Consider the following 18383-nt stretch of genomic DNA (forward strand, 5'->3'; position numbering starts at 1 on the left):
CGTAAATATCTCATCGAGGTCGCGCGCGAGTTAGCCGCAGCACAAGTGGTTTGCCGTCCTCCGGGCAGGGGAAATCATCTTCGATGCAGGTGAGCGCCTGTTCTCGGGGTTGTTCGGCCTCGCGGGGCGGTCGCGCGGTGGGCCGTGTCCACCACTCGGCACCGGGTGCCGGGGGATCGATCCAGGTCCATTCGCTGCTTTACACTGGACGACGCGCACACGTGGAGGACCGTATGAAGAAGCCCAGCTAGACCAGGTTATTAGTGCTACCTAAGTTGGTTGGGCCCCGGACCTGACTTATCGTTTGCTCTTACGCCGAACACGAAAAGCTCGGCAACCATCGCCCGCTCGGGCTCACCAAGCAGGTGCCCAGAGTAGCGGGTGAACACCCGCGCGGAGGTAAGGAACACGTAAGCGTTCCGTTACCTACGAGCACCCACTTATCCATCGCGGGTGGACAACTGGAGACGTGACTGCACGCCGAAGACCATCAGCGCGGCTGGCTTCGGAACGTACGGGCGCAGTCTTGACGGAGGCGTTCGACGAAAGGCCGTTTTTCATCGAAGGCCACTTTCTTGAAGGCAGAGGCATGACGCAACTTCCTGGCCACAGGTCACCTGGACCCATCGGTCTCTACGACCCGGCGAACGAACACGACGCTTGCGGCGTCGCATTCGTCGTCGATATGCACGGCCGCCGCAGCCGCGACATCGTGGACAAGGCTATTACGGCACTGTTGAACCTGGAGCACCGTGGTGCTGCGGGCGCCGAGCCGAACTCCGGCGACGGCGCGGGCATCCTGATCCAGATCCCGGACCGTTTCTTCCGCGCGATCGTGGACTTCGAGCTGCCCGCCGAAGGGTCCTACGCGTCCGGCATCGCCTTCCTGCCGCAGGCTCGCCGCGAGGCCGCGCGCGCCGCCTACGGCGTGGAGAAGATCGTCAAGGAAGAGGGCCTCGAGGTTCTCGGCTGGCGCGAGGTGCCGATCGACGAGTCGTCGCTCGGCGCGCTGTCGCGCGACGCCATGCCGACCTTCCGTCAGATCTTCATCGCGTCCCCGCAGGGCGCCGCCGAGCAGCTGTCCGGCATGGACCTGGAGCGTCGCGCCTACGTCATCCGCAAGCGCGTCGAGCACGAGCTCGGCTCGGCGGGCGCGGGCCAGGGCGCCGTCGGCAAGGAGTCGGTGTACTTCCCGAGCCTGTCCGGCCAGACCTTCGTCTACAAGGGCATGTTCACCACGCCCCAGCTGCGCGCCTTCTATCTGGACCTGCAGGACGGCCGGGTGGAGTCCTCCCTCGGCATCGTGCACTCCCGGTTCTCCACGAACACCTTCCCGTCGTGGCCGCTCGCGCACCCGTTCCGCCGGGTGGCGCACAACGGTGAGATCAACACCGTCACCGGCAACGAGAACTGGATGCGCGCCCGTGAGGCGCTGCTGAACAGCGACGTGTTCGGGACCGACTCCGCGGGCAAGAACCGCTTGGAGAAGATCTTCCCCGTCTGTACCCCGGGGGCGAGCGACACGGCCCGCTTCGACGAGGTGCTGGAACTGCTGCACCTCGGCGGCCGCAGCCTGCCCCACGCCGTGCTGATGATGATTCCCGAGGCCTGGGAACGCAACGAGAACATGGACCCGCAGCGGCGGGCGTTCTACGAGTACCACTCGATGCTGATGGAGCCGTGGGACGGCCCCGCATCGGTGTGCTTCACCGACGGCACCGTGATCGGCGCCGTACTCGACCGCAACGGCCTGCGTCCGAGCCGGATCTGGGTCACCGAGGACGGCCTCGTCGTGATGGCCTCCGAGGTCGGCGTGCTCGACATCGACCAGTCCAAGGTCGTCAAGAAGGCCCGCCTGCAGCCGGGCCGCATGTTCCTGGTGGACACCTCCAAGGGCCGCATCGTCACCGACGACGAGTTCAAGACCGAGCTCGCCGCCGAGCACCCGTACCAGCAGTGGCTGGACGAGGGCGTGACCCGCCTGGCGGATCTGCCGGACCGTCCGCACGTGCACATGTCGCACGACCGCGTGCTGATCCGTCAGCAGATCTTCGGATACACCAACGAAGAGCTGAACCTGCTGATCTCGCCGATGGCCAAGTCCGGCCTCGAGGCGCTCGGCTCGATGGGCACCGACACCCCGATCGCGGTGCTCTCGGCGCGCCCGCGCCTGCTGTTCGACTACTTCTCGCAGCTGTTCGCGCAGGTGACCAACCCGCCGCTGGACGCGATCCGGGAAGAGGTCGTCACCAGCCTCAAGCGCAACATCGGTCCCGAGGCCGATCTGATGCACCCCGGCCCCGAGTCGTGCAAGCAGATCGCCATCGAGCAGCCGATCCTGGACAACGACGAGCTGGCCAAGCTCGTGCACATCAACGACGACGGCTCGCGTCCCGAGCTGCGTTCGGTGGTCGTGCGCGGTCTGTACCCGGTGAAGAAGGGTGGCAAGGGCCTGCGCAAGGCGCTCGAAGCCATCAACACCCAGGTCTCGGCGGCCATCGACGGTGGAGCGCGGATCATCGTGCTCTCCGACCGCGAATCCAACGAGAAGCTGGCGCCGATCCCGTCGCTGCTGCTGACCTCCTCGGTGCACCACCACCTGGTGCGCGAGCGCACCCGCACCAAGGTCGGCCTGATCGTGGAGGCCGGTGACGCCCGCGAGGTGCACCACATGGCCATGCTGGTCGGCTTCGGCGCGGCCGCGATCAACCCGTACATGGCCTTCGAGACGATCGAGGACATGCTGGAGCGCGGCGCGCTCGACCTCGGCACCGGCAGCCTGGAGGCCGACTACCGCAAGGCCGTCGCCAACTACAACAAGGCGGCGGGCAAGGGCGTGCTGAAGGTGATGTCCAAGATGGGCATCTCCACCCTGGCCTCCTACAACGGCGCGCAGCTGTTCCAGGTGATCGGCCTGTCGCAGGAACTGGTGAACGAGTACTTCACCGGCCTGCGCTCGCACCTGGACGGCATCGGCCTGGACGAGATCGCCGACGACGTGGCGGCGCGGCACCGGGTGGCGTTCCTGGAGAACCGCAACGAGCGCGCGCACCGCGAGCTCGAGGTGGGCGGCGAGTACCAGTGGCGTCGCGAGGGCGAATACCACCTGTTCAACCCGGACACCGTCTTCAAGCTGCAGCACGCGACCCGCTCGGGCCAGTACTCGATCTTCAAGGAGTACACCAAGCTGGTCGACGACCAGTCCGAGCGACTGGCCTCGCTGCGCGGCCTGTTCAAGTTCAAGTCCGGTCAGCGCGCGCCGATCTCGATCGACGAGGTCGAGCCCGCCTCGGAGATCGTGAAGCGGTTCTCCACCGGCGCGATGAGCTACGGCTCCATCTCGGCCGAGGCGCACGAGACCCTCGCGATCGCGATGAACCGGCTCGGCGGCCGCTCGAACTCCGGTGAGGGCGGCGAGCACCCGGCCCGCTTCGAGGTCGAGGAGAACGGCGACTGGCGTCGTTCGGCGATCAAGCAGGTGGCCTCGGGTCGCTTCGGCGTCACCGCGCACTACCTGACCAACTGCACCGACATCCAGATCAAGATGGCCCAGGGCGCCAAGCCGGGCGAGGGCGGCCAGCTGCCCGCGCACAAGGTGTACCCGTGGGTCGCCGAGGTGCGGCACTCGACGCCGGGCGTCGGCCTGATCTCGCCGCCGCCGCACCACGACATCTACTCGATCGAGGACCTGGCGCAGCTGATCCACGACCTGAAGAACGCGAACCCGCAGGCGCGGATTCACGTGAAACTTGTCGCGGAGCCCGGCGTCGGCACCGTCGCCGCGGGTGTGTCGAAGGCGCACGCGGACGTCGTGCTGATCTCCGGCCACGACGGCGGCACCGGCGCGTCCCCGCTGACCTCGCTCAAGCACGCGGGCGGTCCCTGGGAGCTCGGCCTCGCCGAGACCCAGCAGACGCTGCTGCTGAACGGTCTGCGCGATCGCATCGTGGTGCAGGTCGACGGTCAGATGAAGACCGGCCGCGACGTCGTGATCGCCGCGCTGCTCGGCGCCGAGGAGTACGGCTTCGCGACCGCTCCGCTGGTGGTCTCGGGCTGCATCATGATGCGCGTCTGCCACCTCGACACCTGCCCCGTCGGTGTCGCCACGCAGAACCCGGTGCTGCGCGAACGCTTCACCGGCAAGGCGGAATTCGTCGAGAACTTCTTCCTGTTCATCGCCGAAGAGGTCCGCGAACTGCTGGCGTCGCTCGGCTTCCGCACGCTGGACGAGGCCATCGGCCGGGTCGACATGCTCGACACCGCCAAGGCCAAGGAGCACTGGAAGGCCAGCAAGCTCGACCTGTCGCCGATCCTGGACGACGTCGAGACGGCGTTCATGTACCAGGACCGCCGCTGCACCAAGTCGCAGGACCACGGCCTGGACAAGGCGCTGGACCAGCAGCTGATCACGCAGAGCCGGGACGCGCTGGAGCGCGGCCAGGCGGTGAAGTTCGAGACCAAGATCACGAACGTGAACCGCACGGTCGGGACCATGCTCGGCCACGAGGTGACCAAGCTGTACGGCGGCACCGGCCTGCCGGACGACACCATCGACATCACGTTCACCGGTTCCGCGGGCAACAGCTTCGGCGCCTTCGTGCCGGCGGGCATCACGCTGCGGGTGCAGGGTGACGCGAACGACTATGTCGGCAAGGGCCTTTCGGGCGGTCACATCGTCGTGCGCCCGTCGCAGAGCGCGCCGTCGGACTTCGTCGCCGACCAGAACATCATCGCGGGCAACGTGATCCTGTTCGGCGCCACCAGCGGCAAGGCGTTCATCAGCGGCGTGGTCGGCGAGCGTTTCGCCGTGCGCAACTCGGGCGCCACCGCGGTGGTCGAGGGCGTGGGCGACCACGGCCTCGAGTACATGACCGGTGGCCGGGTGGTCATCCTCGGCGAGACCGGACGCAACTTCGGCGCCGGTATGTCCGGCGGTGTCGCGTTCGTCTACGACCCGGAAGGCACGTTCGCCGCGCGGGTCAACCCGGAACAGACCGACGCGATCGAGCAGCTCGCGGGTGACGACTTCACCTGGCTGCACGACATCGTGACCGAGCACCGTGACCAGACGGGTTCGGCTGTCGCCGATCGCATCCTGAGCGATTGGTCGCAGCAGGTGAACCACTTCGTCAAGGTCATGCCGCGCGAATACAAGAAGGTTTTGCTCGCCATCTCCGAAGCTGAGAAGAGCGGCAAGGACGTGGACGAAGCGATCATGGAGGCCGCACGTGGATAACGCGCGACGCTTGCAGAAGCCGAGTCCGACTTCGATAGGCGAGAATACGGAGGCGGCACGTGGCTGACCCACAGGGATTTCTGAAGCACACCTCGCGGGAACTGCCCAAGCGGCGTCCGGTTCCGCTGCGCCTGATGGACTGGAAAGAGGTCTACGAGGAGAAGTTCTCCCAGGACACTCTGAAGACCCAGGCCAGCCGGTGCATGGACTGCGGTATCCCGTTCTGTCACAACGGCTGTCCGCTCGGGAACCTGATTCCCGAGTGGAACGACCTGGTGTACAAGGGCCAGTGGCGGGAGGGCATCGACCGCCTGCACGCGACCAACAACTTCCCGGAGTTCACCGGTCGCCTGTGCCCCGCGCCGTGTGAGGCGTCCTGCGTCCTCGGCATCAACCAGGACCCGGTGACGATCAAGCAGGTCGAGGTCGAGCTCATCGAGAACGCCTTCGACGAGGGCTGGGTGACCCCGGTCTACCCGACCCGCATCACCGGCAAGAAGGTCGCCGTCGTCGGTTCGGGCCCGGCCGGTCTGGCCGCCGCCCAGCAGCTGACCCGCGCGGGCCACACCGTGACCGTGTTCGAGCGCGCCGATCGCATCGGCGGCCTGCTGCGCTACGGCATCCCGGAATTCAAGATGGAGAAGCGCTTCATCGACCGCCGTCTCGCGCAGATGGAGGCCGAGGGCACCATCTTCAAGACCGGCGTGAACGTGGGCGTCGACATCACCGCCGAGGAGCTGCGTGAGCGGTACGACGCGGTCGTGCTCGCCGGTGGCGCCACCCTGGCCCGCGACCTGCCGATCCCGGGTCGTGAGCTGGACGGCATCCACCAGGCGATGGAGTTCCTGCCCTGGGCCAACCGGGTGCAGCTCGGCGACGACGTCACCGACGCCGATGGCCTGCCGCCGATCCACGCCAAGGGCAAGAAGGTCGTCATCATCGGTGGCGGCGACACCGGCGCGGACTGCCTCGGCACCTCGCACCGCCAGGGCGCGGAGTCGGTGCACCAGTTCGAGATCATGCCGCGTCCGCCGGAGGAGCGCGCCGCGTCCACCCCGTGGCCGACCTACCCGCTGATGTACCGGGTTTCCTCGGCGCACGAAGAGGGCGGCGAGCGGGTGTTCTCCGTGAACACCGAGCGCTTCGTCGGCAAGGACGGCAAGGTCACCGGCCTGGAGGCGCACGAGGTCAAGATGGTCAACGGCCGCTTCGAGAAGGTCGACGGCACCGACTTCACCCTCGAGGCCGATCTGGTGCTGCTGGCCATGGGCTTCGTCGGACCCGAGAAGCCGGGCCTGCTCACCGATCTCGGTGTCGGCTACGACCAGCGCGGCAACGTCCAGCGCGACAAGAACTGGGCCACCAACATTCCCGGCGTTTTCGTCGCCGGTGACATCGGCCGCGGCCAGTCGCTGATCGTCTGGGCCATCGCCGAAGGCCGCGCCGCGGCCTCCGCGGTCGACCAGTTCCTCGAGGGCGAGACGGCGCTTCCCGCACCGGTCACCCCGACGATGGTCGCCCAGCGCTGAGCGTCGCCTGAGCAAACACGAGGCGCCCGTGGACAACTCGTCCACGGGCGCTTTCGTGTGTTCGCTGTCGGAAATCGGACATTCGCGGAGCCCGAATGGCGAATGGGACGCGCGACCCCTATTGTGATCAACGGTGTGCGGCGGACCTGCGGGCTCGTCGTACACGTCGTACAGGCGTTAACGCGGTGGGTGGCTCGGGTTGACTTCGCGTCCACGAGAACGACATCCGCCGCGTTCAGCATGTGAGCGGCAACTCGACGGGGAGCGCCCCACCACCGGGGCCAGGTTTGAACTGGAGCAGTATGCAGTTGAAGAAGCTTGTCGCGGCCCTCGGCGCGTCCGCGACGATCGCCTCGGGCTTGGTGTTCGGCAGTGGGACCGCGGCGGCGGACAACTGCCCCAGCCTCTATGTGGTGGCCATCCCCGGTACCTGGGAGACCGGTCACGACAAGAAGCCGCAGCCCGGCATGCTGGCCGGCGTCACCCGCGGCCTGCCCGGCTCGGTCGACGTCGACTACGTGACCTACGCGGCGACCGCCTTCCCCTGGGAGGGCGAGATCTACGGCAACTCGAAGAAAGAGGCGGTCACCGCCGCGCGCGGGTTGATCGGCGACGTGGCCCAGCGTTGCGGCGCGACGAAGATCGCGCTGGTCGGCTACAGCCAGGGCGCGGACGCCGCCGGTGATCTCGCGGCCGAGATCGGCACCGGCCTCAGTGTGGTCTCCCCCGATCGCGTCGCGGGCGTCGGCCTGATCTCCGACCCGCGCCGCTCGCCGACCGACACTCAGGTCGGTCCGGTGGCGCCCGGCGCGGGCGCGGGCGGCGCGCGGGTCGGCGGCTTCGGCTGGGTGAGCGACCGCACCCGCACCATCTGCGCGGTCGACGACCTGTACTGCGCGACCGCGACCGACGACTTCGTCACCCGTTTCGCCGGCTTCCTCGCCCAGAGCTCGGACGCCAACCCGGCCAACATCTGGCGCTACCAGATCGAGGCGGGCGCGATCATCAACGATCTGATGGCCTTCGGCGGCGTGCCGCTCCTGCAGTCGCAGCTGACCGACGCGGCGAACCAGCAGCGCGCCAAGGACCTGGAGCGTTTCTACCGCTCGCAGGCGCACACCGTGTACGGCAGCTACTCGGTCGGCGGCGGGCAGACCGCGGTCTCCTGGATGCACAACTGGATCGCGGGCATGGCCTGATCGGTTCGTAGACACAGCGAAGGCCACCTTTCCGGCGCGGGAGGTGGCCTTCGTCGTCTCCCGATCAGTTGCCGGACGTGGTCGGCGGGATACCCTCCTGGTGGACGCGTGGCCCGGCACCCGGCGAGGTGTAGTAGTCCGAGTCGTGGGAATCCGTTCTGTCGTTGCCCGGTCGGCCCGGGTACCCGTGGTTCCCACCCGGATGTGGATAGCTGACATCGGTCAGCACGAGGCCCTCCGTCCCCTGCTGAGCGGTGTCGGCAGCGGGCGCTTCCGCACTGGCCGTCGCCGCCAGCGGAATCGTCACCATCGCGCCCGCCACGGCGGCCAGGAGGGCACCTCGGCGGATGTTCTTAGTCTTGGAAAACATTCGGAACTCCCTTCTCTCAGAGCGTGAGTCGCGGTGACTCACGAACTCCCATCGAAGGGCGCGGCGCTGTGACTGGGGTGCGACGATTCTGGTAGTCCGCTGTGAGCGGCGGGCTTCGCTGTGAATCCGCGGCCGATGTTAACGGCGGCGGGCTCTCCCGCGATCAGCGGCCGATGTTACGGGGCAACAGGTCCCACACGTGCCCGTTCTCGTTCACGGTCGCGGCGGTGCGGCGGCCGGTGCGGGAGAACAGGATTCGGGTCACCGAGCAGTAGTCGATCGGGAAAGTCAGCGGCCGCGGCAGGCCGAGCACCTCCTGGAGCAGCACGTTGATCACGCCGCCGTGGGCGAAGGCGACCACGGTCTCGGCGGGATCGGTGCTCGCGGCGATCTCCGTCGCGGCCTCGCGCACCCGGTGCACGAACGCGGGACCGTCGATCTGCTCGGGCAGATACCCCGCCTTGATCCGTTCGTAGGCGTCGCGGAACTCCAGCTTGGCGTCCTCGATCGGAATGTAGGCGGGTAGGTCGCGATCGTATTCGGCCAGATCGTCCACGATCTCCACCGGCAGCCCCAGCTTGGCCGCCGTCGGCGCCGCGGTCTCCCGCGCCCGCCGCTGCGGACTGCTCAGCACCCGCGTGATCCGATGGTGGCTCAACGCCCCCGGCACGCGCTCCGCCTGCTCCCGCCCCACCTCGGACAGCTCGGGATCGGCGGGACCGGACGCGTTCAGCATCCGAAACGGCTGAGCATGGCGAACGAGAATCAACTGCACCCACCCACTGTGCCGCATGCTCCCGCGGAGGTCCGGTTCAGGTGGCGTTGTCGGGCGGAAAAGGCTCCGGGTCGCGGGCGACGACCGGGGTTTTCGCTCTGCATCTCTGTTGTTCACTTCAGGCAGTGCTTTTCGGATACATCGCGTCGAAGTGCGGTGACATACTCGTCGCCGTGACCGCCGAACCGTTCCCACAGTGGTTGCGTCCGCCGCCCGGCGGGTTCGTCGCCGAGGACCTGGACCGCCTGCCGGACCTGCCGCCGCACACCGAGTTGATCGACGGGAGCTTCGTCTTCGCGTGCCCGCAGGCGAAGTTTCACGTGCAGGTCATCGCCTTGCTCGAATCGATGCTCGGTCGCTTCGCGCCTGCCGGCATGCGGGTTCGCCACGCGATGACGGTCACGCTCGGCCGGGACCAGCGGCCCGAACCGGATGTGCTGGTGGTGCGTGCGCACACCGAGGGCGGTAGGGAAAGGACGACCTATTGGCCCGAGGAAGTCGTGCTGGCCGTGGAGGTCGTGTCGATCGAAACCCGAACCCGGGATCGCGAGCGGAAACCTCAGCTGTACGCCAAGGCCGGTATCGCACACTTCTGGCGAGTGGAGAACAGCGACGGGCACCCGGTCGTCTACGTGTACGAACTCGACCCCGCGACAAAGGCATACGCGCTCACCGGCATCCACCACGACCGCCTGCGCCTGAGCGTTCCGTTCCCTATCGACATCGACCTGACCGGGATCTGATCGGATGTAGTCCGCGGGCGAACCCACTCGCCGCCCTACGGCGTACCGAGCCGATTCCGCAGCACACGAAAGCCCGGGTCGCGTACGCGGCCCGGGCTTTTCGCGTCAGAGCTCGATCAGTGCTGGCCGTACGGCGGCTGGCCCGGCTGGCCGTAAGGGGGCTGGCCCGGCTGGCCGTACGGCGGCTGACCCGGTGCGCCGTAGGGCGGCTGGCCGTTCGGCGGCTGCTGGTCTTTCTTCTTCTTGTTCAGCAGCAGGTAGATACCCACTCCGATGGCGACGACCACGAGCAGGCAGCAGAGGCCGCCGAAGAGCAGACCGTTGTTGCTCTTCTTCTTTTTCTTGGCCGCGTATTCCATGGCCGTTGTCCAGGTGTCCGGGCTCGCCCACACGGACGGATCCAGCAGGCTGGCATTGGTCAACAGGTCAACGTACATATGTCCCATCCCGATCGTCGAAGGTGTCGGCCTCCTCCCGGAGCCGAGTCTCAAAGGTTATCGGGCGGTTTCGATCATCGTTAATCCTTCGACGATGCAATCTCTCATAGTGAGATCCTCAGCGCGGCTTCACCAATGGGAACGGCAGCGTCTCGCGGATGCTGCGGCCCGTGATCAGCATGACGATCCGGTCGACGCCCATGCCGAGACCTCCGGTGGGCGGCATGGCGTGTTCGAGCGCCTGCAGGAAGTCCTCGTCCAGCTCCATGGCCTCCGGATCGCCGTTCGCCGCGAGCATGGATTGCTCGGTGAGCCTGCGCCGCTGCTCGACCGGATCGGTGAGTTCGCTGTAGGCGGTGCCGAGTTCGACACCCCACGCCACCAGATCCCAGCGCTCGGTGACACCCGGGATGCTGCGGTGCGCGCGGGTCAGCGGCGACACCGAGGTGGGGAAGTCGATGTAGAAGGTGGGTTCCTGGGTCTGCGATTCCACCAGGTGCTCATACATTTCCAGCACCACCTGCCCCGCGTCCCAACCGTGCTGGTACGGGATGGCGGCCCCATCGCACAGCGTCCGCAGTTCTTCCACGGACGTCTGCGGGGTGATAGTGGACCCGATGGCCTCCGACACCGCGCCGTGCACCGTCTTCACCGGCCACTCGCCGGAGATGTCGACGGCCTCGAACTCGCCTTCGTCGGTGGGCCGCATCGCGACCATGGCGCCGTTGGCGGCCATCGCGGCGTCCTGGATCAAGTGGCGGGCGGTGTGCATCATGCGCTCGTAGTCGCTGTGCGCCTCGTACGCCTCGAGGATGGTGAATTCCGGGTTGTGGCTGAAGTCGACGCCTTCGTTACGGAAGGTGCGGCCCAGCTCGAACACCTTCTCCATGCCGCCGACGCATAGTCGTTTCAGGTATAGCTCGGGTGCGATGCGCAGGTAGAGGTCCAGATCGTAGGCATTGATGTGGGTGATGAACGGCGTCGCGTTGGCGCCGCCGTGCACCTGCTGCAGGATCGGCGTCTCGACCTCGAGGTAGCCCCAGGAGTTCAACGAGTCGCGCAGCGAGCGCACCACCGCGCTGCGCCTGGCGAGCACCTCGCGGGTCTCCTGGTTGATGGCCATGTCGACGTAGCGCTGGCGCACCTTGGCCTCGGGATCGGCGAGGCCCTTCCACTTGTCCGGCAGCGGGTGCAGGCATTTGCCGTTCATCCGCCAGTCGGCCGCCAGCAGGGAGAGTTCGCCGCGTCGGCTGTGCCCGATCTGGCCGCTCACCTCGATCAGATCGCCGAGGTCGAAGTACTCGCCGAACTCGGCGCTGCGCTCGGCGCCGACCCGTTCGCGGTCGATGACCAGCTGGATGTCGTCGGACCAGTCGCGCAGCACCGCGAAGATCACCCCGCCGTAGTCGCGGATGCGCAGCAGCCTGCCGCACACCCGGACCGTGGTGCCGCGCGGTGAGCGCCGGGCCGCGGCCACGGTGTGCGTCGGGGGATAGGCGATCGGGTACGGGTCGATGCCCGCCGCGGCCAGCCGGTCCAGCTTGTCCATCCGCACCCGGACCTGCTCGGGGCGGCGCGCGAGGAGTTCGGCGACACCGACTTCCGGTATGTCCGGCGCGCTGCCGTCGGCGTGCAGGCCGGTGATGGTGTCGGGCACCGCGCTGTGCAGACCGGTGTGCACCGCGGTCTCGGGTTCTTTGCCGAAGCGCGGCAGGAAGCCTTCGGCCAAGCCGCTGGCCATCGCGACCCGCGGCAACTGCCTGCGCTCCTCGAACAGGAAGAAGCGCGGCACCCAGTGCGGCTGGTATTTCACATTGGACCGGTACAGCGCCTCGAGCTGCCACCACCGCGAGAAGAACAGCAGTACTCCGCGCCAGAGCCGCAGCACCGGGCCCGCGCCGATCCGCCCGCCCTCCTCGAACACCGACCGGAACACCGCGAAGTTCAGCGACACCCTGGTGATGGCGTGCTGCTCGGAGGTCAGCGCCAGCTGCGAGATCATCAGCTCCATCACGCCGTTGGGGCTCTGCGGGTCGCGGCGCATCAACTCCAGCGACGCCCCCGTGCGGCCCCACGGCACCAGCGACAGCATGCTGAGCACCCGGTCCTGCTGATTCACCGCCTCGACGAGCAAGCAGTCGCCGTCCAGCGGATCGCCCAGCCTGCCGAGGGCCATGGAGAAGCCGCGCTCGGTCTCGGTGTCGCGCCAGGCGTCGGCCCTGGCGATGACCTGCGGGAACTCCTCGGCAGGGATGTCACCGTGCCTGCGGATACGCACCGAGATGCCGTGCTTGCGCAGGCGGTTCGCGGCCTGGCGGACCTGCTTCAGCTCCGGCCCCGCCAGCGAGAAACTCCTGGTGTCGAGAATGGCTTCGTCGCCGAGGCGCAGCGCGGAGAGCCCGGCCCTGCGGTAGGCGGTCGCTCCGAGTTCGCTGGCCCCCATGACGGCGGGCGTCCAGCCGAATCGGTCGGCCAGCCGTAGCCAGGCGTCGATCGCCTGCGGCCAAGCCTCGCGGATGCCGATCGGATCACCGCTGGCCAGGCAGACGCCCAGCTCCACGCGATAGGTGACGGCGGCCTTCGCGCTCGGCGCGAAGACCACCGCCTTGTCGCGGCGGGTGGCGAAGTAGCCGAGCGAATCGTCCACGTCCGAGCCCTCGAGCAGCCCTCGGATCGCCGACTCGTCCAGGCCGGTCATGGCGTTCTCCGCGCGCTGCGAGCGCAGCAGCGTGATCACCGCGGCCAGCAGCGCGATCGCGCCGAACAGGCCGAGCAGGAAGTTGACGAACGGACGCGGGTGACCGTCGAAATGCTCGTTGTCCACCAGGATCGCCGCGGTCACCCGGTAGACCGCCCAGGCGGGCCGCTGCACGCCGGGCGGCAGCGTGCCGGGGAACAGCTCGACCAGGGCCCAGCCGAGCAGACAGCCCACCGCCAGCCCGCCTGCCAGGACGCCGAGCGCCTTCCAGGCCGCACCGCGGCGCACCTTGGTGTAGAACTCCCGCCACGAGGCGATCAGCACGCCGATAACGCCGAGCTGCACGATCATCGCGACGAGCGCGTCGATATTGCCTTCGGTCACGAATTCCACGGCGTTGGTCAGCGCGAACAGCGCGAGATAGCCGACGAGCAACCACCAGGCGATCCGTTTGCGGCTGGCGATCGCGCCGGCCAAGAGGCCGACGATCAGCGCCCACATCAGGTTGGTGTCCGGCGCGTCGAAGTAGTAGTCGTCGAGGTAACGGCGCGGCACCTCGGTCAGGAATCGCAGCGCCGGCGAGAGGCTCCACAGAAAGCACGACACCGCGAAGACGCCGAGCACAGTGCCCGCGATATGCGGGACCTGGGCGAACCGGCCGTGCCCGCGGTGCGGGACCGGGGGAATCGGTCTGTCCGCCAGTGGCTCGATATCGATACGCTCACCGGCTTGCGTGAAAGTCACCAATCCAGTGTGGACGCTTCCGGGTTTGTTTGCCGAGCCTTCGCGCGGCGTGTTCGCGGCCCCCTGATATATCGCGTCCCAGCGGCCGAGACTCGCGACTATGTCGCATGCGCTTCGACCGCTGGGACGCGAGACGGGCAGCGAACGGGCTCGTAAGACTCGCCCTCGAGGTGGTCGAGAATTCTCCCGGCTCAGGTTGGCGCATGCCTCCGCCTAAGTGCGTGCTGGCAGGCGGTTTGCCGATCCGGGGTTCCTGGCGCGAGGATGTACGCCATGTCGGATCCAGTCGATGTGCCGATTGATGACGACGTCATTCGGCTCGGTCAGTTCCTGAAATTGGCGAATCTGATCGATTCCGGTTCGGAGGCCAAGACGGTGATCGCCGCGGGCCTGGTCCGGGTGAACGACGAGGTCGAACTACGGCGCGGACGGCAGTTGCACGTCGGCGACGTCGTCGCCCTCGCCGGACACAAGGCGCGGGTCGCCCCGGACTAGCCGGGGCCGTTCAGGATTCGGCGCGCACCACGATGCCGTCGTGGTCGCTGTAGAGCACCTCGCCGGGCACGAAGGTGACGCCGCCGAACTCGACCGTCACGTCGCGCTCACCGCTGCCGGTCTGGGTGCTCTTGCGCGGGTTGGTGCCCAGCGCCTTGATGCCGATGTCGAGGGTGCGCAGGATCGCCGAATCGCGGACGGCGCCGTTGACGATCACGCCTGCCCAGCCGTTGTCGACGCCGCGGCCCGCGATGATGTCGCCCACCAGCGCGGTGTGCACGCTCGCGCCGCCGTCGACGACCAGCACCGCGCCGTTGCCCGGTTCGCTCAGCGTCTGCTTGACCAGCAGGTTGTCCTGGAAGCAGCGGATGGTGGTGATGCGTCCGGAGAACACCTCGCGGCCGCCGAACTGAATGAACTGCGTGTCGCAGCTGCGGATCTCGGGGCCGATCTCGTCGGCCAGATCGGCGGTGGCAATGTTCACTGATTCGGTCACGGTGTCAGCTTAGGGGTGGCGCGCCGAAGGGTGGCCGCGGCCGGTTGCTCGATGTGAGCTCGGTCGCTGTCGCTCTCGGCGGCTTGCCGGGGCGGTCACCGGTGTTCGGATGATGTCCGGCGTCAATGGTGTCGGTAGCGCAGTTCGTACTTCTCGCGATCGATGTCGGAGATCCGGCCGTGGTCCAACAGGTCCGGGCTCAGGCCGTGCTGGATCAAGCGGAAGCGGCGCCACACGTAGGTCAGCGCCACCGTGAAGACGATCAGCGGCACGATCATCATCACGATCATGCCGATCTTGAGCGGCATCGGTCCGGGGAACAGCAGCACCAGCGCGAAGAACGGGATGATCGGCACGAGGAAGCGGACGAGGTACCGCTCCGATGCCCCGTGTCCGACGAGGTCGTGGACGACCCACTCGTGCAGCTCCTCCGGGAGCTCGCGGCCCAGATCGTAGGCGATCCGTTGCCCGAATGTGGGTTTCTTCATGTCTACAGGCTATGCCCGTGAGATGAGTCACCGCCAGCGTCGCGGCGGCGGTCGACCGCCGTCCGACCATGCGTTTTCCGGCCGCCGAGCGGGCGTCAGGCGCGGCCGTGCTTGCGCTCGTAGGCCAGCCGGTCCGCGGCGGACCGCTCCCTGGCGTCGGCGTCGGCCAGCGCGGGGTCGAGTCCGTGTTTGATCAGGCGGTGCCGCCGGTAGACGTACATCAGCGCCACCGTGAAATAGATCAGCGGCAGATAGAGCAGCGCCATCATCGCCAAGCCCATCCACAGCGGGCCGGGGACGAGCAGGAACAGGCTCAGCACCGGGATGATCGGCACCAGGATGCGCACCAGGTAGCGGCGGGTGGCCCCGGGGCCGGTCAGGTCCGCGCGCACCCACTCCGACATCGCCGGGGGCAGCGTGCGGCCCCAGATGTAGCCGATCCGCTGGGCGAAGGTCGGGGTGGTGCGCTCGCTCATGGTTTCAGCATCCCATTGGCCGCGCGGTTTTCCCGCCCTTCGCCCGGCGCGAGGTCAGGCGCGGGCGGCGTGGTACGCGGCGATCTCCTTCACGAGATTGTCCGTCGTGTGCTTGACCGCGATCTTCACGAACGGCTCGATGGTCTTGCCGAGCGCCTTGCCCGCCAGACCACCGGGCACCCGGAAGTCGATGATGGCATCGACGGTGCACAGCGCGTCGCTCTTGGGGTGGAACAGGAAGGTCGACACGATCTCGAAGCCCTTGATCGACTTGATGCCGATGGCGTAGTTCTGCTCCCAGCGGATCACCTCGACGCGCGAGTGCAGCGAGGCCGGACCGAGCTTCATGTGCCCGTCGAAGACGGCGCCGACGCCCTCGGTCTGCTCGCCGACCGGCGTGAAGGACTGAATGCCATGCAGGAAGCTCGGCAGGTTCCGGTAATCGTTGACGTACTGGAACGCGGATTCGGCCGTCGCGGCACAGTTTTCGACGATCTTCACTTCGGTCATGCGGGCCACTGTAACGGGTTTCCCCTGCGGTAGCGGATCACGCTGTGACGGCCAGGGTCGCCGCCAAACCGAAGGCCACGGCCATGACGGTCACCTCGAGCACGGCGCGGCGCAGCGAGCTCGCCGCGTCCATCCGATGGTCGGCGGCGCGGCGCACCCAGGTGCGCCGCCACCACCAGCCGAGCGCGAGCAGCACCGCGAGCACCGTGGTCTTGGCCAGCAGGATGCGGCCGTACCCGGTGTCGAACAGCGGGCCCAGACCGCCGAGCCGGACGAGTCCGTTCACCACGCCCGTCGCCGCGACCACGCCGATCAGCGGAAAAGCCACCGCCGAGTACCGCGGCAGTGTCGCCGCCCATTCGCCGCGCGTGCGGACCACCAGCGCCAGCGCGACCAGCAGTCCGAACCAGGCCCCGGCCGCGAGGGCGTGCACGGCGGCCAGGACCGAGCCGAACGCCTGCTGCGACATGTGCCCGGTGATCGGGCGCAGCGCCACCGCCACGGCGGCGAATACCAGTACCAGGTCGGTCGAGGCCGTGCCCGCGCCGCGGAAGGCCAGCGTCGAATAGCCGGCCACCGCGGCGGTCGCGATCAGGATGGCGATGCCGACCTGACCGCCGCTGATCTCGGTGAGAAAGGTGCCGAACTGGCCTGCCGCCAGCCGTCGCACGGGAACGCCGACCACCTCGGCCGCCTCGAAGACGAGCACCGCGAACTCGGTCACGCACCAGGCGCCGGCCAGCGCGGCGAGCATGCGCCACGGCGGCGCCAGCCGTTCGTGCACACGGGGAAGCGCGGCGAGTCCGAGCACCGTCGCGCCCAGACCGTCCGCGATGACCCGCACGGCGCCTTCGGCGGGCGCCGATCCCGTGGTGAGCAGCCAAGCCAACCCGACACCGAGCAGCCCGGCCGGGACGATCAGCAGCAGCGCTCCCGTGTCGCGGACGCCGGTCGCCCCGCTGCTCACCGCGTGCTCATCGGCGCTGCCCGCCGCGGAAGCCGATCAGCGCGAGTGCGAGACCGCCGCCGAACAGCACGACCGCGCCGATCACGAAGATCCACACCGGGATTCCGTCGGAGCCGTCATCCTCGGTGGCCCTGCCCTTGGCGTCCGCACGCGGGCCCGGCGTGCCCTTGCCGGGCTGGCTCAGCGTGAACGTCCGCTTGCCGCTGACCGGGTGACCGTCGGCGGACGTCACGCGGTAGGCGATGACGTAGTCACCCACCGGGCCGAGCTCGCCGACCTCGATGCTCACCGTCTTGCCGTCGACGACCGGCTCGCCCTTGGACCAGAGGTTGCCGTCCGGACCCGTGAGCGTCAGCGACGGGAAGTTCGGCTGTAACTCCTCGTTGAAGGTGACGCTGATCCGCCCCGGGCTGGTGTCCACAGTCGAGCCGTCCTCCGGCACGCTGCCGACGGCGCCGGAATGCGCGGCGGCGACGGCAGCGGTGGCCAGCCCGACACCGAACAGCAGCAGTACGGCGACCAGCGCGGCGCCGAGACGTCGGATGGTCCTCATGAGCGCCTCCCGATCAGGCTGCCGAGTCCGAATGCGACACCGAGCGCGCCGAGGGCAACGCCGATGCCGCCGAGCCAGCGCGCCGCGTTGTCGGTGCTGTCGTCCTGCGCGGCCGCGCCGTTGTCGACGCTGTGGCCGTCGGCGTGATCGCCCGAGCCCGCCGCGAGGGTCAGCGTGGGCGCCGGGTGCTCCGGTTCCGCGCCGTCCGGGCCGACGGGCTGATTCCAGTCGACCACCTTGCCGTCGCTGTAGGTCTGCTTGGCCGGGAAGCTCACCATCTCCGCGGCGGGCAGCGGGCCGAGCGAGACGACGAAACGCTGGAACTGGCCGGGGCCCACGCCGGGCGCGCCGGGGTCGGCGGTCCAGGTCACCGCGACGGCCTCGGATTTGTCGTTGCGTTCCACCCGGGCGGTCCAGCCCGACATGGGTTCGGTGCGCGCGCTGCGCACGTTGGGCAGCGTGACGGTGAGCGCGGTCGTCGACGCGGTGTCCGATTCGGTCGGTACGCGGAAGGTGACGACGGAGTACTTGCCTTGCTGAGCGCCGGGCGCGTCGACCGTCACGTGCGCGGCGGCGATACCGCCGGAGAGCAGCACGAAACCAACGGTCGCCACCGCACCGCAGGCATGTGAAAGAGAACTTCGCATGGGGAGGCTTTCTGTCCGAA

At 68.1% G+C, this 18383-nt stretch carries 16 protein-coding genes; 5 read left to right on the top strand and 11 right to left on the bottom strand.

What is annotated here, in order from left to right; translation table 11 throughout:
* Positions 1–589: 589 nt before the first annotated feature.
* The 3 genes from gltB to ACRWNM_RS10975 all read left to right on the top strand — a co-directional run bounded on the left by gltB (position 590) and on the right by ACRWNM_RS10975 (position 7964).
* A complete protein-coding gene (gltB, locus tag ACRWNM_RS10965; RefSeq protein ID WP_431966226.1) occupies positions 590–5236 on the top strand; it encodes a glutamate synthase large subunit in 4647 nt (1548 codons plus the stop codon).
* Positions 5237–5295: 59 nt separating this feature from the next.
* On the top strand, positions 5296–6765 hold the full coding sequence (locus ACRWNM_RS10970; RefSeq protein WP_431966228.1) for a glutamate synthase subunit beta: 1470 nt from the start codon (positions 5296–5298) through the stop codon (positions 6763–6765).
* A gap of 302 nt (positions 6766–7067) precedes the next feature.
* Positions 7068–7964 carry a cutinase family protein gene (locus ACRWNM_RS10975; protein WP_431966230.1) on the top strand — a complete coding sequence of 299 codons (897 nt, stop codon included), beginning with the start codon at positions 7068–7070 and terminating at the stop codon, positions 7962–7964.
* 64 nt (positions 7965–8028) lie between these two features.
* On the opposite strand, the gene ACRWNM_RS10980 is transcribed toward ACRWNM_RS10975, so the two are convergent.
* Both ACRWNM_RS10980 and ACRWNM_RS10985 read right to left on the bottom strand, forming a co-directional pair.
* Positions 8029–8334, bottom strand: coding sequence for a hypothetical protein (locus tag ACRWNM_RS10980; RefSeq protein WP_431966232.1), 306 nt, complete (start codon positions 8332–8334; stop codon positions 8029–8031).
* Positions 8335–8497: 163 nt separating this feature from the next.
* A complete protein-coding gene (locus tag ACRWNM_RS10985; protein WP_431966234.1) occupies positions 8498–9109 on the bottom strand; it encodes a histidine phosphatase family protein in 612 nt (203 codons plus the stop codon).
* Positions 9110–9282: 173 nt separating this feature from the next.
* Here ACRWNM_RS10985 and ACRWNM_RS10990 point away from each other — a divergent pair, with 173 nt between their 5' ends.
* Positions 9283–9852 (top strand): Uma2 family endonuclease, encoded by a 570-nt coding sequence (locus ACRWNM_RS10990; RefSeq protein WP_431966236.1) that lies wholly within the window; start codon positions 9283–9285, stop codon positions 9850–9852.
* Positions 9853–9968: 116 nt separating this feature from the next.
* Here the strand turns inward: ACRWNM_RS10990 and ACRWNM_RS10995 are convergent, their stop codons facing one another.
* Together ACRWNM_RS10995 and lysX are read right to left on the bottom strand one after the other, a co-directional pair.
* Complete coding sequence (locus ACRWNM_RS10995) at positions 9969–10274, bottom strand: hypothetical protein (protein WP_431966238.1); 306 nt, start codon at positions 10272–10274, stop codon at positions 9969–9971.
* A 133-nt stretch (positions 10275–10407) separates the two neighbouring features.
* Complete coding sequence (gene lysX, locus ACRWNM_RS11000) at positions 10408–13731, bottom strand: bifunctional lysylphosphatidylglycerol synthetase/lysine--tRNA ligase LysX (RefSeq protein WP_431966240.1); 3324 nt, start codon at positions 13729–13731, stop codon at positions 10408–10410.
* 273 nt (positions 13732–14004) lie between these two features.
* Between lysX and ACRWNM_RS11005 the strand changes: the two genes are divergently transcribed.
* Positions 14005–14226, top strand: a complete 222-nt coding sequence (locus tag ACRWNM_RS11005) for an RNA-binding S4 domain-containing protein (RefSeq protein WP_068066219.1) — start codon at positions 14005–14007, stop codon at positions 14224–14226.
* A 10-nt stretch (positions 14227–14236) separates the two neighbouring features.
* On the opposite strand, the gene rraA is transcribed toward ACRWNM_RS11005, so the two are convergent.
* The 7 genes from rraA to ACRWNM_RS11040 all read right to left on the bottom strand — a co-directional run bounded on the left by rraA (position 14237) and on the right by ACRWNM_RS11040 (position 18363).
* On the bottom strand, positions 14237–14722 hold the full coding sequence (gene rraA, locus ACRWNM_RS11010) for a ribonuclease E activity regulator RraA (RefSeq protein WP_431966242.1): 486 nt from the start codon (positions 14720–14722) through the stop codon (positions 14237–14239).
* 122 nt (positions 14723–14844) lie between these two features.
* Complete coding sequence (locus tag ACRWNM_RS11015; RefSeq protein WP_431966244.1) at positions 14845–15210, bottom strand: DUF5313 family protein; 366 nt, start codon at positions 15208–15210, stop codon at positions 14845–14847.
* Positions 15211–15305: 95 nt separating this feature from the next.
* Positions 15306–15686, bottom strand: coding sequence for a DUF5313 family protein (locus tag ACRWNM_RS11020; RefSeq protein WP_431966246.1), 381 nt, complete (start codon positions 15684–15686; stop codon positions 15306–15308).
* Between the two features lie 54 nt (positions 15687–15740).
* Positions 15741–16196 (bottom strand): SRPBCC family protein, encoded by a 456-nt coding sequence (locus tag ACRWNM_RS11025; RefSeq protein ID WP_431966248.1) that lies wholly within the window; start codon positions 16194–16196, stop codon positions 15741–15743.
* 37 nt (positions 16197–16233) lie between these two features.
* Positions 16234–17163 (bottom strand): CopD family protein, encoded by a 930-nt coding sequence (locus ACRWNM_RS11030; RefSeq protein WP_431966250.1) that lies wholly within the window; start codon positions 17161–17163, stop codon positions 16234–16236.
* A 7-nt stretch (positions 17164–17170) separates the two neighbouring features.
* Positions 17171–17716, bottom strand: a complete 546-nt coding sequence (locus ACRWNM_RS11035; RefSeq protein WP_431966252.1) for a copper resistance CopC family protein — start codon at positions 17714–17716, stop codon at positions 17171–17173.
* Positions 17713–18363, bottom strand: coding sequence for a YcnI family copper-binding membrane protein (locus tag ACRWNM_RS11040; protein ID WP_431966254.1), 651 nt, complete (start codon positions 18361–18363; stop codon positions 17713–17715). Before ACRWNM_RS11040 ends, ACRWNM_RS11035 begins: the two co-directional genes overlap by 4 nt.
* Between the last annotated feature and the right edge of the window lie 20 nt (positions 18364–18383).

The organism is Nocardia sp. bgisy134 (assembly GCF_965341865.1).
Taxonomy (GTDB): domain Bacteria; phylum Actinomycetota; class Actinomycetes; order Mycobacteriales; family Mycobacteriaceae; genus Nocardia.

Coding starts and splice junctions, on each gene's coding strand:
- gltB (WP_431966226.1), top strand. CDS start 590: ATGACGCAACTTCCTGGCCACAGGTCACCTGGACCCATCGGTCTCTAC.
- ACRWNM_RS10975 (WP_431966230.1), top strand. CDS start 7,068: ATGCAGTTGAAGAAGCTTGTCGCGGCCCTCGGCGCGTCCGCGACGATC.
- ACRWNM_RS10980 (WP_431966232.1), bottom strand. CDS start 8,334: ATGTTTTCCAAGACTAAGAACATCCGCCGAGGTGCCCTCCTGGCCGCC.
- ACRWNM_RS11005 (WP_068066219.1), top strand. CDS start 14,005: ATGTCGGATCCAGTCGATGTGCCGATTGATGACGACGTCATTCGGCTC.
- ACRWNM_RS11015 (WP_431966244.1), bottom strand. CDS start 15,210: ATGAAGAAACCCACATTCGGGCAACGGATCGCCTACGATCTGGGCCGC.
- ACRWNM_RS11020 (WP_431966246.1), bottom strand. CDS start 15,686: ATGAGCGAGCGCACCACCCCGACCTTCGCCCAGCGGATCGGCTACATC.
- ACRWNM_RS11025 (WP_431966248.1), bottom strand. CDS start 16,196: ATGACCGAAGTGAAGATCGTCGAAAACTGTGCCGCGACGGCCGAATCC.
- ACRWNM_RS11035 (WP_431966252.1), bottom strand. CDS start 17,716: ATGAGGACCATCCGACGTCTCGGCGCCGCGCTGGTCGCCGTACTGCTG.
- ACRWNM_RS11040 (WP_431966254.1), bottom strand. CDS start 18,363: ATGCGAAGTTCTCTTTCACATGCCTGCGGTGCGGTGGCGACCGTTGGT.